Origin of the sequence: Corynebacterium sp. BF-R-2 (genome assembly GCF_024586525.1) — a bacterium.
GTDB lineage: Bacteria > Actinomycetota > Actinomycetes > Mycobacteriales > Mycobacteriaceae > Corynebacterium > Corynebacterium singulare.
In genome coordinates, this window is sequence record NZ_JAMFTP010000003.1 from 75,533 (window position 1) to 87,712 (window position 12,180).

Consider the following 12,180-nt stretch of genomic DNA (forward strand, 5'->3'; position numbering starts at 1 on the left):
TTCGGTCGTGAGTCAGGTGGCGCGGTTATGGGGAGTCCCCAGTAGAGCGAGCTAACTAGACGACGGAGCTGCGCACCTTGGTGAAATGTACCTTGTACGTCGTGTCCACATCCGCATCAGGAAACGCTGCACGGAAGTCCTGGTCATTGACTTCGATGGCATCCTTAATGCGCAGAATCGGGGTGTCCGGGTCTGCGAGGATTTCGTACTGGAGTGTGGGGCGTGCGCGGTCGTAGGCGACGAGCCGTGAGACCTTCTCAACGCCTTCGACGTTGGCTAACGTGTCGGCGACAGCACCAGCGATGGCATTCATGCTGGTTTTGATGGCGCCGTCTTCATTGGAGGCGTCGGAATGCACCACGTTGAAGCGGCGGTGGCGCAGATTCGCGATGATAAGCCACAGGCCTACCAATGCCATTACCACAGTGGCAGCAGCGAGGGCATAGACCCACCACGACTGCTTCGGAAGTCCTGCCCACGTCTCGTGGTCGACCCAATCGGCCAGGTACGTAGCGAATCCGACGTCGAAGTGAATGAGAATCGGCCACGCACCCAACGCGATGAGTAAGAGCCCAAGAATGGCGAGAATAACCCGGTCCACGCCGGCGAGTGTCTTAGACATTGGCGATCTCCTCTTGGTCGTTCTCGATCTGAACGGTGAGCTCGGGGGTGGGGGAGACGGCGGCGAGCGCAGCGGTAACTGCATCCGTCACGCGCTCCTTGAGCTGGGAGTCCTCGAGATCGCCCGTTGCAGTGACAGTAACCTGGGCGCGGTTCGAGGAAATCTTCGCGCGGCTGCGCGCGGCGCTGGCACCCGGTACTCGACGAGCAGACGCCGACGCCACGCGCGCAATATCAACAGCACGCAACCACATCGACGCATCCTCCGAGGCGATAGTGACGTGGGTAGTCTTACGCGGCGCACAGGCCGCCCACAGCAGGATAAGGCCAACAAGGATGCCGAGGCCGCCACCAATCAGCATCCACGTCTCGATGTCTGGCTTTGACATGACATCAATGAACGGTTGCAGCCATGACTGACCGCCCTCATCGGCGCCGACAACCCAGGCCTCGCGACCTGCTACGGCGGCACCAGCGATGAGCACGATGCCAAGGATAACGGTCCACGTACGTGCGGGCGGTGAGGCCTTGGGACGTTGGCCTAAGCCGACGGGCAGAGTCGAATCACTCATGGTGGGCTCCTTCGGCAAACGGGGTGATGGTAATTGCGCGCAGTGGCGTAGGGCGAGGTATGTCGACGCGGCGGGTGAAATCCGCCGAGGGCCGGATTTCAATCGGGCGGAGGTTGCGCGACGTAGCGCTCGGCGCGACTTGCGGCGTGCGTAGCGCTGTGGCGCGCGGGGCCGTAACGTGGTGCGGCTCTACCGGGCGTGGAACGTCGACCTTGCGCAGGGCCATGGGGTGCGGTGCGGATACTGGTCGTGGTTGCAGCGGACGGGGGACGTCGACCGAACGTGGGCGGAATTCGCTTGGCATGGTCACCGACCGCACAGTAGCTGGCTGCGGATCGCGGGTGTGTCGTAAAGGCTGCTCTGGTGCCGTGGTGATGTCACGCAACTCGTCATAGCGCTGCGGGGAAGGCCCGAAACCAGAGGTGCGAACCTGTACTGCCTGGGGAGTCGCCACCCCACGTACGGCGGGAGCTACGGGGACAGCGATCTGGCGGACCGCCACACCTTGTGATGTTTTAATCTCCTTGAGCTCCTGCGCAGGCACAATTGCTGGAATCTGCGCGACAAGCGGAGTGCGCGTCGATACGGCCAGCGCAGAGGTCCGTTCACCAGCGACTGCACCGCCCACCGTCACGTTGACGCGCGTCGTGCGAAAGCCGGTGAAATCACGGACGGTATCTGAAATGGCGGAGCGTACAGCCGACGCCACGTCGGTCACCGGGGAGGGCCAATACACGGCGATATCGGCATCAACCGCGACGACCTTCGCGTCCGGATCCATCTGCGCCATGACGCGCGGGAAAGCGCGTCCAGCAAGGCCGGCCAGTTTGGCGTCGACAGCCGCAGTTCCCGGGACACTGGCGATGGCGGCATGAATAACCTTTTCCATCGCCCGCAGCGAGAACTGAGTGCGGCCCTGCGCCGTGGGGATCTCGTCGAACGGAGTCGTCACTAGCCTTGGCCTCTATCCTGGCCGACCACGCCTTTCCACACGGCGGTGAGGTCGATGCGGCCGTCGAAGTGTGCGCCGACAACGCCGCCAATCGCGGCCAAGAGGACCGCGAGTACGACGTACCAGACGCCGAGGTAGATGAAAAAGGCGAGAACCAAGCCGGCGAGGACGCCGAGGGAGGTGTAGTTCTTCATGGTTTTCCTTAGTTCTGTGGGGAGCTGGCGGACTCAACGGCATCCGCGAAGACAACGTCGACGGTGCGTGCGCCGGGCCAGGTGCTGCGGACGGTGTCACGAATGGCGGCGCCGAGCGCCGCTAAAGGCTCGCCCGCGCTGACGTCAACAACGATGTGTACTTCGAGGCGCGTATCGTCCCGCGGCGAGGGGCGTGAGATTCCGTAGATGCGCTCGCCTGGGAAGAGCAGTGCGACTTCGCCGAAGCGTCCGCCGCTGAGCTTGGCGACGCCCCGCAGGCCCGTCACCGCTTCCTCAATAGCGTGGGCATCCTCCGCCGTGAGTTGTGGGGGCTGCTGACTCACTTAGGCCTGTCCCTGGGAGATTGCCGGGGTGGTGTCCTCCTGCTCGTTCTCGTCCTTCGGCAGCTTGACGTCGTGGACAACGACGTCGACACGGTTGACGGACAGGCCAGTCATGCGCTCCACGGCATTCATGATGTTGCGGCGGATTGCCTCAGCCAGCTCGTGGATGGCCACACCGTACTCAGCGATGATGGCGATATCGATGTTGGCGGATCCATTGGCAACCTCGACCGTGACACCCTGACGAACGTCCTCAGAAGCGCCAAAGGACTCACGAATTGAGCCCATCATGCGAGCACCGCCGCCGCCGAGTGCAGCGACGCCAGAGACTTCGCGGGCGGCAATGCCAGCAATCTTGGAGACGACGACGTCATCAATGCTGGTAGTGCCGAAGTCGGTTTCCAAATTCTCGTTGCGCTCTGCCTGAGCAGCCGGGGTAGCTGCCTTGGTGTTCTCTGCGACGTCCTTCGGTGTGGTGTTGTCAGCCATGGTGAAACCTTCTCAGTTCGAATCGGGGGTTAGTCATTCGAGCGTCGCACGCTCGCCATACACCGAGTCTAGAGGCGAATAGTTGAGTCGTGGGGTGCAGAGCAAAAACTTTAGCCAAAACGTGATTTTCGGCACGGTTTCCGTAGCGGTTTGGAAAACGGGAGGTTACATGCTTAAATACAGGGGTTGCTTTAACACAGCAACGTGGCCGCAGGCAGGAGCTTGTAGGGCGTTGTTGCTGGTAAAGCGAACATGACACCTTTGTTGTGAGGCTCGTGAGGGCCGCACTCGAAGGTCATCCGATCGGGCTAGGTCCGCGTTTGAGTAGAGACACCCCCGAGACGATGGACCGGAGAAGGAGCATGGCAAATAAACAGCGGCAGTATATGAATAAGATTTTGGTTGCAGATCTCTGATCGAACGCCCCAGTCTTCTTCCTATTGACTTTGACTACGGGTCTTGTGCCCCGTCATGAGCACTGCACGGTGGGCATTTGCCTTCTGCTGCACCTCGTGGTCGTCATGACAGTCAGACAACTGGCGTTGCGCCAAGGCTCCAAGCCCGGACAACGTTATAGAGAAATCGAGAAGCAATTTCCCACCGCTTCACGCCCCGGATACGCCGGGAATGTGAAAGTGGGGAAGCGAGGAAGAGGATAAGCGTGGCGGGACAAAAGATCCGCATTCGGCTGAAGGCCTACGACCACGAGGCTATCGACGCTTCTGCTAAGAAGATCGTTGAGACCGTTACCCGTACGGGTGCCCGTGTAGTTGGTCCGGTGCCGCTCCCAACCGAGAAGAACGTATACGCCGTTATTCGTTCTCCGCACAAGTACAAGGACTCTCGCGAGCACTTCGAGATGCGCACTCACAAGCGCCTCATCGACATTCTCGACCCGACCCCGAAGACCGTTGACGCTCTTATGCGCATCGACCTTCCGGCAAGCGTCGACGTGAATATCCAGTAAGCGATCGACACAACGTATTTGGTGGAGAACTAATTATGAGTGAAAACGAGATCAAGGGCATTCTGGGCACCAAGCTCGGCATGACCCAGGTCTTCGACGAGGAGAACCGCGTTGTGCCGGTCACCGTCGTCGAAGCTGGGCCGTGCGTGGTTACCCAGATTCGTACCGCAGAAACCGATGGCTACAACGCCATCCAGATTGCCTTCGGCGAGAAGGACCCGCGCAAGGCCAACAAGCCGGCCGCTGGTCACTTCAAGAAGGCTGGCGTGACCCCGCGTCGCCACGTTGCTGAAATCCGCATGGATGACACCTCTGCATATGAGGTTGGCCAGGAGGTCAAGGTGGACATCTTCGAGGGTGTAACCTTCGTTGACGTCACCGGCACCACCAAGGGCCACGGCTACGCCGGCGCCATGAAGCGCCACGGCTTCGCAGGCCAGGGCGCTGCCCACGGTAACCAGGCCGCTCACCGCCGCGTTGGTGGTATTGGTGGCGCTTCGTTCCCGGGCCGCGTCTTCAAGGGTAAGCGCATGGCTGGCCGCATGGGCCAGGACCGCGTGACCACCCAGAACCTGAAGATTCAGAAGATTGATGCCGAGTCCAACCTGCTGCTCATCAAGGGTGCTATCCCGGGTGCGCGCGGTGGCCTCGTCACCGTTAAGACCGCAGTGAAGGGCGGTGCACACGCATGAGCAACCTCAAGCTAGACGTCCAGACCGCTGACGGTAAGACCAACGGCTCTGTTGAGCTGCCGGCCGAGCTCTTTGACACCGAAGCATCCATCGCTTTGATGCACCAGGTTGTCAACGCTCAGCTTGCTGCTGCTCGCCAGGGCACCCACAAGACCAAGACTCGCGGCGAGGTCCGCGGCGGTGGCCGTAAGCCGTTCCGCCAGAAGGGCACCGGTCGCGCCCGCCAGGGCTCCATCCGTGCACCGCACTACACCGGCGGTGGCACCGTGCATGGCCCGGTTCCGCGCGACTACTCCCAGCGCACCCCGAAGCGCATGATCAAGGCTGCTCTCTACGGTGCACTGTCTGACCGTGCACGCAACGAGCGCATCCACGTCATCGAGGAGCTCGTCCCGGGTCAGACCCCGTCCACCAAGCAGGCCAAGGCCTTCATCGAGCGCCTCACCGACCGCAAGAACGTTCTTCTGGTCGTCGGCCGCGAGGACATCAATGCTCGCCGCAGCGCCAACAACCTGCCGAACGTCCAGATCCTGGACGCCGGCCAGCTGAACACCTACGACGTCCTCTACTCGGACGATGTTGTGTTCTCCGTTGAGGCTCTGCACACCTTCGTCGAGCGCGCCACCGGCGCTGCCGAGGAAGCTAAGGAGGAGAAGTAATGGCTAAGCTCGCTAACCCGCGCGACGTCATCATCGCACCGGTTGTGTCCGAGAAGTCCTACGGCCTGATGGAGCAGAACGTGTACACGTTCTACGTCTCCACGGACTCCAACAAGACCCAGATTAAAGATGCCGTCGAGCAGATCTTCGGCGTGAAGGTTGCTTCCGTCAACACCGTGAACCGTGCAGGTAAGCGTAAGCGCACCCGCACCGGCTTCGGTCAGCGTAAGTCCACCAAGCGCGCCTACGTGACGCTCCGTGAAGGCAGCGACTCCATCGACGTCTTCGGCGGTTCTGCTAGCTAGCAGAACGGCTCCAAGAGCCGATAAGGAAAAGGAAGAATTATGGCTATTCGTAAGTACAAGCCGACAACTCCGGGTCGCCGCGCATCCTCCGTGTCCCAGTTCGAGGAGATCACTCGTTCCACTCCGGAGAAGTCCCTGCTGCGCCCGCTGACCAAGACCGGTGGTCGTAACAACTACGGCCGCATCACCACCCGCCACATCGGCGGTGGCCACAAGCGCCGTTACCGTCTGATCGACTTCCGTCGTACCGACAAGGACGGCATCCCTGCAAAGGTCGCTCACATCGAGTACGACCCGAACCGTACCGCTAACATCGCTCTCCTGCACTACGCAGATGGCGAGAAGCGCTACATCATCGCCCCGAAGGGCCTGAAGCAGGGCACCGTCGTCGAGTCCGGCCCGAACGCAGATATCAAGGTGGGTAACAACCTGCCGCTGCGTAACATCCCGACCGGTACCACCATCCACGCTGTGGAACTCAAGCCGGGCGCTGGCGCTAAGCTGGCCCGCTCCGCTGGTGCTTCCATCCAGCTGCTGGGTAAGGAAGGCAAGTACGCGGTTCTGCGTATGCCGTCCTCCGAAATCCGTCGCGTCGACATCCGTTGCCGCGCCACCGTGGGTGAGGTCGGCAACGCTGACCAGATGAACATCCGCTGGGGTAAGGCCGGCCGTATGCGCTGGAAGGGCGTCCGCCCGACCGTCCGTGGTGTCGTCATGAACCCGGTCGACCACCCGCACGGTGGTGGTGAGGGTAAGACCTCGGGTGGTCGCCACCCGGTGTCGCCGTGGGGCCACAAGGAAGGCCGCACCCGCAACCCGAACCGTTACTCGAACAACATGATCGTGCGCCGTCGTCGCCCGAACAAGAAGCGCTAAGAGGAGGTAAACAATGCCACGCAGCCTGAAGAAGGGCCCGTTCGTCGATGAGCACCTCCTCAACAAGGTAGATGCTCAGAACGAGGCCGGCACCAAGCAGGTCATCAAGACCTGGTCTCGCCGTTCCACCATCCTTCCTGACTTCATCGGTCACACCTTCGCCGTCCACGACGGTCGTAAGCATGTGCCGGTGTTCGTCGAGGATTCCATGGTTGGTCACAAGCTCGGCGAGTTCGCACCCACCAAGACCTTTAAGGGTCACGTCAAGGACGACAAGAAGGGACGTCGATAAGCGATGAGTGACACCATCACCTCCGCATCCGCAACGGCTCGCTACGTCCGCGTTACCCCGATGAAGGCACGCCGCGTCATCGACCTGGTCCGCGGTAAGTCCGTAGCCGAGGCACTTGCAATCCTGAAGTACGCTCCGCAGGGCGCCGCTAAGCCGGTAGCCAAGGTTGTTGCATCCGCAGCTGCCAACGCAGAGAACAACTTCGGCCTGGATCCGCGCACCCTGGTCATCTCCGAGGCATACGCCAACGAGGGCCCGACCATGCGTCGTTTCCAGCCGCGCGCACAGGGCCGCGCATTCATGATTCGTAAGCGCACCAGCCACATCACCGTGGTTGTCGAGAGCCAGAAGGAAGGGGCCAAGTAATGGGCCAGAAGATCCATCCTCACGGCCTACGTTTGGGCATCACTTCCGACTGGAAGACCCACTGGTACGCCGATAAGGACTACGCCAACTACGTAGCCGAAGACATCAAGATCCGCCAGTACCTGGAGAAGGGCCTCGACCGCGCCGGCATCGCCGACGTCGTCATCGAGCGCACCCGCGACCGCGTCCGCGTCGACATTCACACTGCCCGCCCGGGCATCGTGATCGGCCGCCGCGGCGCTGAGGCCGACCGCATCCGCCGTGAGCTGGAGAAGCTCACCGGCAAGATGGTTGCCCTCAACATTCTCGAGGTCAAGCAGGTCGACGCTAACGCAACCCTGGTTGCTCAGTCCATCGCGGAGCAGCTGGTTAACCGTGTCGCATTCCGTCGTGCAATGCGCAAGGCTATCCAGTCCGCTATGCGCCAGCCACAGGTTAAGGGCATCAAGATTTTGCTGTCCGGCCGCCTGGGTGGTGCTGAAATGTCCCGCGTTGAGCGCTACCACGAAGGTCGCGTTCCGCTGCACACCCTTCGCGCCGAAATCGATTACGGCACCGCAGAGGCCCACACCACCTTTGGCCGCATTGGCATCAAGGTGTGGATCTACAAGGGTGACGTCGTCGGTGGCGTGCGTGAGTCCGAACTGAACGCTCCGGCGCAGGGCCGTGGCCGTGACCGCAATGGTCGCTCCCGCCGCGGTGGCCAGCGTCGCCAGCGCGCACAGCAGAAGCAGGAGGGCTAATCCATGCTGATTCCTAAGCGTGTTAAGTACCGCCGTCAGCACCGCCCGAGCCGCTCGGGTGTGTCCAAGGGCGGTAACCGCATCAACTTCGGTGACTACGCCATCCAGGCTCTCGAGCCGGCGTACATCACCAACCGCCAGATTGAGGCCGCACGTATTGCCATCAACCGCCACGTCAAGCGTGGCGGTAAGGTCTGGATTAACATTTTCCCGGACCGTCCGCTGACCCAGAAGCCTCTCGGTGTTCGTATGGGTTCCGGTAAGGGCCCCGTCGAGAAGTGGGTTGCCAACGTCAAGCCGGGCCGCGTCCTCTTCGAGATGACCTACCCGAACGAGGAAACCGCCATCGAGGCCCTGCGCCGCGCTGGTCAGAAGCTTCCGTGCAAGGTCCGCATCATCAAGAAGGAGGACCAGTTCTAATGGCTACCGGTACCCCCGCCCACGAGTTCCGTGAGCTCGACAACGCTGAGCTGGAAACCCGCCTGAAGGACGCGAAGGAAGAGCTCTTCAACCTTCGTTTCCAGAAGGCCACCGGCCAGCTGACCAACAACCGCCGCATCGGCACGGTTAAGCGCGACATTGCCCGCATCTACACCGTTCTGCGCGAGCGCGAGCTGGGCCTGTCCGTTGCTCCGGGAGCTGAGGCTTAATCATGAGTGAGGCAAACGTGAACACTAAGAAGGAAAAGGGCGCTCGCAAGACCCGCACCGGCATCGTTGTCTCCGACAAGATGGACAAGACCATCGTTGTCGAGCTCGAGGACCGCAAGCAGCACGCCCTCTACGGCAAGATCATGCGTTCTAACAAGAAGGTTAAGGCGCACGATGAGGAGAACACCGCCGGCATCGGCGACCGCGTTCTCATCGCCGAGACCCGCCCGCTGTCCAAGGACAAGCACTTCCGTCTCGTCGAGATCGTGGAGAAGGCTAAGTAAAATCTAGCTTTCCCGCCACAGGTAACCCCCACGCAGCGCGTGGGGGTTATTTTTATGCCAAGAATGCTTCCCGTGGGCTGTCATGGCCGCGCCGCGTACTGCTCCCGTTCATAGGGTTGGCTATGAGAAAGGCGCTCTCTGTTATGCTCTCTCGCGCATCCCTCGCTCTCTCGACGGCGGCCGTGGTGTCCCTTGTCGGTTGCTCTAGCCAGGACCCTGAGCCATCGCGTGATGCCGCCCCCACGACGACGACCCAGGAGGCCAGTTCTCTCGACCCGGCGGAGCAGGCCCGTGAACTCTACACAGAGGTCCTCTCGGATCCAGAGCATATCGAGTTTAACTATCCCCATGAGGATCGCGGCCCAGACACTGGAACGCCGGGGCCCAAGTCCGGGTTCCAGTACGCAAGCGTGGAAGCCACGGGCGATGATGTCCCCGAGCTTGTGGTGCGGCGCGGCCTCCGGGGGTGGGGCGCGCGTCGGTGTGCTAGCGAAGAAATCTGGTGACGTTCTCTAGCGCCCAGCGTCGCGCGCTCGGTGGTGGGTGAGCGCAATGGCGGCACCAAAGGCAGTAAGCACCGTACCCACCGTCAGCAGGAAGGTGCCAAGCCGATATTCGGTGCCCATGGGCTTGTCAAAGGTGTTGTAAATCATCAGCCACAGCACCCAACCCGCGATGAGTGCCACTGCTGCGAGCGCAGACACCATCCGCAGTCCGCGGGTGGCGCGCTGGGCGGGGGAGAAGGCGTGGTAGGAGGAATCGATAAGCATGAGCACCGCCAGTAGTGCCGATAGCCCTGCGGCAATCGGCACGCTAAGCAGCGCCCCTGTGCCGGCAATGACGGGAAGCACGAAACACCCAATAGACAGGATGAAGAGCAGGCCGTGGAGCGCGCCTGTGCGCAGCGGATAAGTCACAGTTTCGCCTCCACCTCGGTGCGGGTGGGCGGCTGCGCGCCGGTGCGGGAGACAGTGATGGCAGCGGCAGTGGCCGCAAAGTGGAGCACGCTCTGCCATTCCGCTTCCGTCAACGCCGCCGGATCCTTGTCAACCAACTGCGAGAGCAACGCGGCCATGACGGTGTCCCCAGCGCCGATGGTATCGGCCACGTCGACGGCTACCGGCGGAGCCTGCACCGACACCGAGCTTGTGCGTACGCTCAGGCCCTCACCGCCGCGCGTAGTAACCACAACTGGCACCTCCTCGAGGGCCTCGGCCCCGAGGAATTCGACTTCCTCCTCGCTGAGCTTGAGCAGAGTCACGTGCGGGAGCAGCGACAGGAGAAATTCGCGGTGCTTCTCGGTGGCGAAGAAGGGGCGAATATTAGGGTCCAGCGCTACCTTTGTGCCACGCTGCGCGAGTTCCTTGAGCAGCGCCGCGTAGCGGGACGCGCCCGGCTCGAGGGCGAGGGAGACGGTGCCGAAGCAGGCCCAGGGGACGTCGACAAGCACAGGCTCCACGGCACGGTCCGCTGTGCCCTCCGTATAGAAGGAGTAGGCGGCCGAGCCATCCTCCGCGATGCTGCAGACCGCCAAGGTTGTGGGCTCGTCGCTGCGCTGCACGAGGGAAGTATCAACTCCTTGGTTAGTGAGATGATCCACCAGCGCACACCCGAAGGCGTCGGTGGACAACCGCGACTGGAAGCCCACGTCAGCGCCCAGACGCCCCGCCGCTACCGCGACGTTGAAGGGGCCGCCTCCCAACGCCGGTTGTAAATCCGCCAGCCGTCCAGGCTCGCGCGGTACAAGGTCCACGAGGCCTTCGCCACACACCATAATGTCCATAATCGCCATAGTATCGAGGACATGAATTACCGTCCGCATTTCCACGTCTCTCCGCCGAGCGGCCGCCTTAATGACCCGAACGGGCTTTTCCTCGATGGCGATACACTGCACGTCTATTACCAGCACGACCCCTATTTCCCGCACGCGGCAAAACAGACCGGTTGGGGGCACGCAGTGGGGTTGGTGAGTAGCCCGCAGCCGTGGCGTCATGCCCCGGATGCGCTGTACCCGGTGCGTGAGTATGACGCGCATGGCTGCTATTCGGGTGGCGCTGTTGTTGATGGCGAGGATGTGTGGCTGTTCTATACCGGCAACCTCAAGCGCGGAGGCGTGCGCATTCCCTCGCAGAATCGGGTGCGTGTGGTGGAGGCCGGTGGCCCGGAAGGCGGTATCTACCAGCGCGATGAGGCGAACCCCCTTATCGATGGTCCGGCTGAAGGCTTCACGGGGCACTACCGCGACCCGCAGATTACTCGTGATGCGCAGGGCTGGCGCATGGTGCTCGGTGCGCAGGCCTCCGATGAGACTGGCCACGTGGTGCTCTACCGTTCCACGGATCTGGGTGTGTGGTCCTACCAGGGGCCTATCACCTTCGATGTTTCCAGGGCCGAGCTGGGCTTGAGCCCTGACCTCGTGCCGGGTGGGTACATGTGGGAGTGTCCTAACCTTGTTACGCTGCAGGACCGCGCCACGGGGGAAGACAAAGACGTCCTCGTCATCTGCCCGCAGGGTTTGGAGCCTGTGCTTGACGACGCCACCCATTACGCCTCCTCCGACCAGTGCGGCTACCTCGTGGGACGCCTAGAGGGCACGGTGTTCCACGTTGAGCGTGGCTTCAGCGAGCTGGACTATGGCCACCAGTTTTACGCGCCGCAGCTGGTGGAAAGGGAGGGCGAAGCCATTATGCTGGGCTGGATGGGCTTGCCCGCGCAGGATGAGACTCCGACGGTTGCCGAGGGGTGGGTTCACACGCTGACGCTGCCGCGGCGCGTCTGGCTGGAAGAGGGGTGGCTGCGTCAGGAGCCGCTGTGGGACCTTGCTTCTGTGCCACAGAAGACGGCACGTGAGGGGTTCGGCTCGGTGGCTACGCTGACTGGGGGTGAGGGGACGTACGTACTCGTTGATTCCTCTGGTGCCGAGTCTTTCCGTGTTGAGTATGGCTCTGGCGAGCTGCGGTTGACCTTGGGGGATGACGAACGTGTCGTGCCCTGTCCGGCTGGTTCGCTGGAACTTATTGCGGATGGTTGTGCGGTGGAGGTTTTTGCGGGTGATGGAAGGATTGCGGCGGCGTCTGCGGTCTTTGGTGCGGAGGACAGTCGCTGGCGAGGCTGGGAAGTCCGGTAGGACGGTGAATTTTCCTACATTTTTGCCCGATTACTTGGCTTTATGTT

General features: G+C 61.9%; 21 protein-coding genes. 13 read left to right on the top strand and 8 right to left on the bottom strand.

Annotated features, from left to right (window positions below; all coding sequences use genetic code 11):
- Nucleotides 1-55: 55 nt before the first annotated feature.
- The 6 genes from M5J09_RS02560 to M5J09_RS02585 are packed head-to-tail and all read right to left on the bottom strand — an operon-like array spanning nt 56 to nt 3,172.
- A complete protein-coding gene (locus M5J09_RS02560; protein WP_144791411.1) occupies nt 56-622 on the bottom strand; it encodes an alkaline shock response membrane anchor protein AmaP in 567 nt (188 codons plus the stop codon).
- Nucleotides 615-1,193: a DUF6286 domain-containing protein gene (locus M5J09_RS02565; RefSeq protein ID WP_257156858.1), complete on the bottom strand. Its 579-nt coding sequence runs from the start codon at nt 1,191-1,193 to the stop codon at nt 615-617. The genes M5J09_RS02560 and M5J09_RS02565 overlap by 8 nt, the downstream gene beginning before the upstream one ends.
- Nucleotides 1,186-2,145, bottom strand: coding sequence for an Asp23/Gls24 family envelope stress response protein (locus M5J09_RS02570; protein ID WP_257156859.1), 960 nt, complete (start codon nt 2,143-2,145; stop codon nt 1,186-1,188). The genes M5J09_RS02565 and M5J09_RS02570 overlap by 8 nt, the downstream gene beginning before the upstream one ends.
- Nucleotides 2,145-2,339 carry a hypothetical protein gene (locus M5J09_RS02575; RefSeq protein ID WP_042529283.1) on the bottom strand — a complete coding sequence of 65 codons (195 nt, stop codon included), beginning with the start codon at nt 2,337-2,339 and terminating at the stop codon, nt 2,145-2,147. Before M5J09_RS02575 ends, M5J09_RS02570 begins: the two co-directional genes overlap by 1 nt.
- Nucleotides 2,340-2,347: 8 nt before the next feature.
- Nucleotides 2,348-2,683, bottom strand: a complete 336-nt coding sequence (locus tag M5J09_RS02580) for a hypothetical protein (protein WP_257156860.1) — start codon at nt 2,681-2,683, stop codon at nt 2,348-2,350.
- The gene (locus M5J09_RS02585; RefSeq protein WP_042529287.1) at nt 2,684-3,172 is read right to left on the bottom strand and encodes an Asp23/Gls24 family envelope stress response protein; all 489 of its coding nucleotides are present in this window, start codon (nt 3,170-3,172) and stop codon (nt 2,684-2,686) included. It lies immediately after the preceding gene.
- A 661-nt stretch (nt 3,173-3,833) separates the two neighbouring features.
- On the opposite strand from M5J09_RS02585, the gene rpsJ reads away from it, so the two are divergent.
- The 12 genes from rpsJ to M5J09_RS02645 all read left to right on the top strand — a co-directional run bounded on the left by rpsJ (nt 3,834) and on the right by M5J09_RS02645 (nt 9,512).
- Nucleotides 3,834-4,139 (top strand): 30S ribosomal protein S10, encoded by a 306-nt coding sequence (gene rpsJ / locus M5J09_RS02590; protein WP_003848085.1) that lies wholly within the window; start codon nt 3,834-3,836, stop codon nt 4,137-4,139.
- Nucleotides 4,140-4,174: 35 nt separating this feature from the next.
- The gene (gene rplC / locus M5J09_RS02595; RefSeq protein WP_042529289.1) at nt 4,175-4,831 is read left to right on the top strand and encodes a 50S ribosomal protein L3; all 657 of its coding nucleotides are present in this window, start codon (nt 4,175-4,177) and stop codon (nt 4,829-4,831) included.
- Nucleotides 4,828-5,490 (top strand): 50S ribosomal protein L4, encoded by a 663-nt coding sequence (gene rplD, locus M5J09_RS02600; RefSeq protein WP_042529291.1) that lies wholly within the window; start codon nt 4,828-4,830, stop codon nt 5,488-5,490. Before rplC ends, rplD begins: the two co-directional genes overlap by 4 nt.
- Nucleotides 5,490-5,795: a 50S ribosomal protein L23 gene (gene rplW, locus M5J09_RS02605; RefSeq protein ID WP_042529293.1), complete on the top strand. Its 306-nt coding sequence runs from the start codon at nt 5,490-5,492 to the stop codon at nt 5,793-5,795. Before rplD ends, rplW begins: the two co-directional genes overlap by 1 nt.
- 39 nt (nt 5,796-5,834) lie before the next feature.
- Nucleotides 5,835-6,671 carry a 50S ribosomal protein L2 gene (gene rplB, locus M5J09_RS02610; RefSeq protein ID WP_042529295.1) on the top strand — a complete coding sequence of 279 codons (837 nt, stop codon included), beginning with the start codon at nt 5,835-5,837 and terminating at the stop codon, nt 6,669-6,671.
- 13 nt (nt 6,672-6,684) lie between these two features.
- Nucleotides 6,685-6,963, top strand: coding sequence for a 30S ribosomal protein S19 (rpsS, locus tag M5J09_RS02615; protein ID WP_010189646.1), 279 nt, complete (start codon nt 6,685-6,687; stop codon nt 6,961-6,963).
- 3 nt (nt 6,964-6,966) lie between these two features.
- Nucleotides 6,967-7,329: a 50S ribosomal protein L22 gene (gene rplV, locus M5J09_RS02620; protein ID WP_042529297.1), complete on the top strand. Its 363-nt coding sequence runs from the start codon at nt 6,967-6,969 to the stop codon at nt 7,327-7,329.
- Nucleotides 7,329-8,072 carry a 30S ribosomal protein S3 gene (gene rpsC, locus M5J09_RS02625; protein WP_042529299.1) on the top strand — a complete coding sequence of 248 codons (744 nt, stop codon included), beginning with the start codon at nt 7,329-7,331 and terminating at the stop codon, nt 8,070-8,072. Before rplV ends, rpsC begins: the two co-directional genes overlap by 1 nt.
- 3 nt (nt 8,073-8,075) lie before the next feature.
- Nucleotides 8,076-8,492 (top strand): 50S ribosomal protein L16, encoded by a 417-nt coding sequence (gene rplP, locus M5J09_RS02630; protein WP_039673713.1) that lies wholly within the window; start codon nt 8,076-8,078, stop codon nt 8,490-8,492.
- The gene (rpmC, locus tag M5J09_RS02635) at nt 8,492-8,722 is read left to right on the top strand and encodes a 50S ribosomal protein L29 (RefSeq protein ID WP_005276944.1); all 231 of its coding nucleotides are present in this window, start codon (nt 8,492-8,494) and stop codon (nt 8,720-8,722) included. Before rplP ends, rpmC begins: the two co-directional genes overlap by 1 nt.
- 2 nt (nt 8,723-8,724) lie before the next feature.
- Entirely contained in the window at nt 8,725-9,006 is a 282-nt protein-coding gene (gene rpsQ / locus M5J09_RS02640; protein WP_042529302.1) for a 30S ribosomal protein S17, read from the top strand.
- Between the two features lie 143 nt (nt 9,007-9,149).
- A complete protein-coding gene (locus M5J09_RS02645) occupies nt 9,150-9,512 on the top strand; it encodes a hypothetical protein (protein WP_257156861.1) in 363 nt (120 codons plus the stop codon).
- A gap of 6 nt (nt 9,513-9,518) precedes the next feature.
- On the opposite strand, the gene M5J09_RS02650 is transcribed toward M5J09_RS02645, so the two are convergent.
- Both M5J09_RS02650 and M5J09_RS02655 read right to left on the bottom strand, forming a co-directional pair.
- Complete coding sequence (locus tag M5J09_RS02650; RefSeq protein ID WP_257156862.1) at nt 9,519-9,923, bottom strand: hypothetical protein; 405 nt, start codon at nt 9,921-9,923, stop codon at nt 9,519-9,521.
- Nucleotides 9,920-10,789 (bottom strand): carbohydrate kinase, encoded by an 870-nt coding sequence (locus M5J09_RS02655; RefSeq protein WP_257156863.1) that lies wholly within the window; start codon nt 10,787-10,789, stop codon nt 9,920-9,922. The genes M5J09_RS02650 and M5J09_RS02655 overlap by 4 nt, the downstream gene beginning before the upstream one ends.
- A 21-nt stretch (nt 10,790-10,810) precedes the next feature.
- Between M5J09_RS02655 and M5J09_RS02660 the strand changes: the two genes are divergently transcribed.
- Nucleotides 10,811-12,133 (top strand): glycoside hydrolase family 32 protein, encoded by a 1,323-nt coding sequence (locus tag M5J09_RS02660; RefSeq protein ID WP_257156864.1) that lies wholly within the window; start codon nt 10,811-10,813, stop codon nt 12,131-12,133.
- The last annotated feature ends 47 nt before the right edge of the window (nt 12,134-12,180 follow it).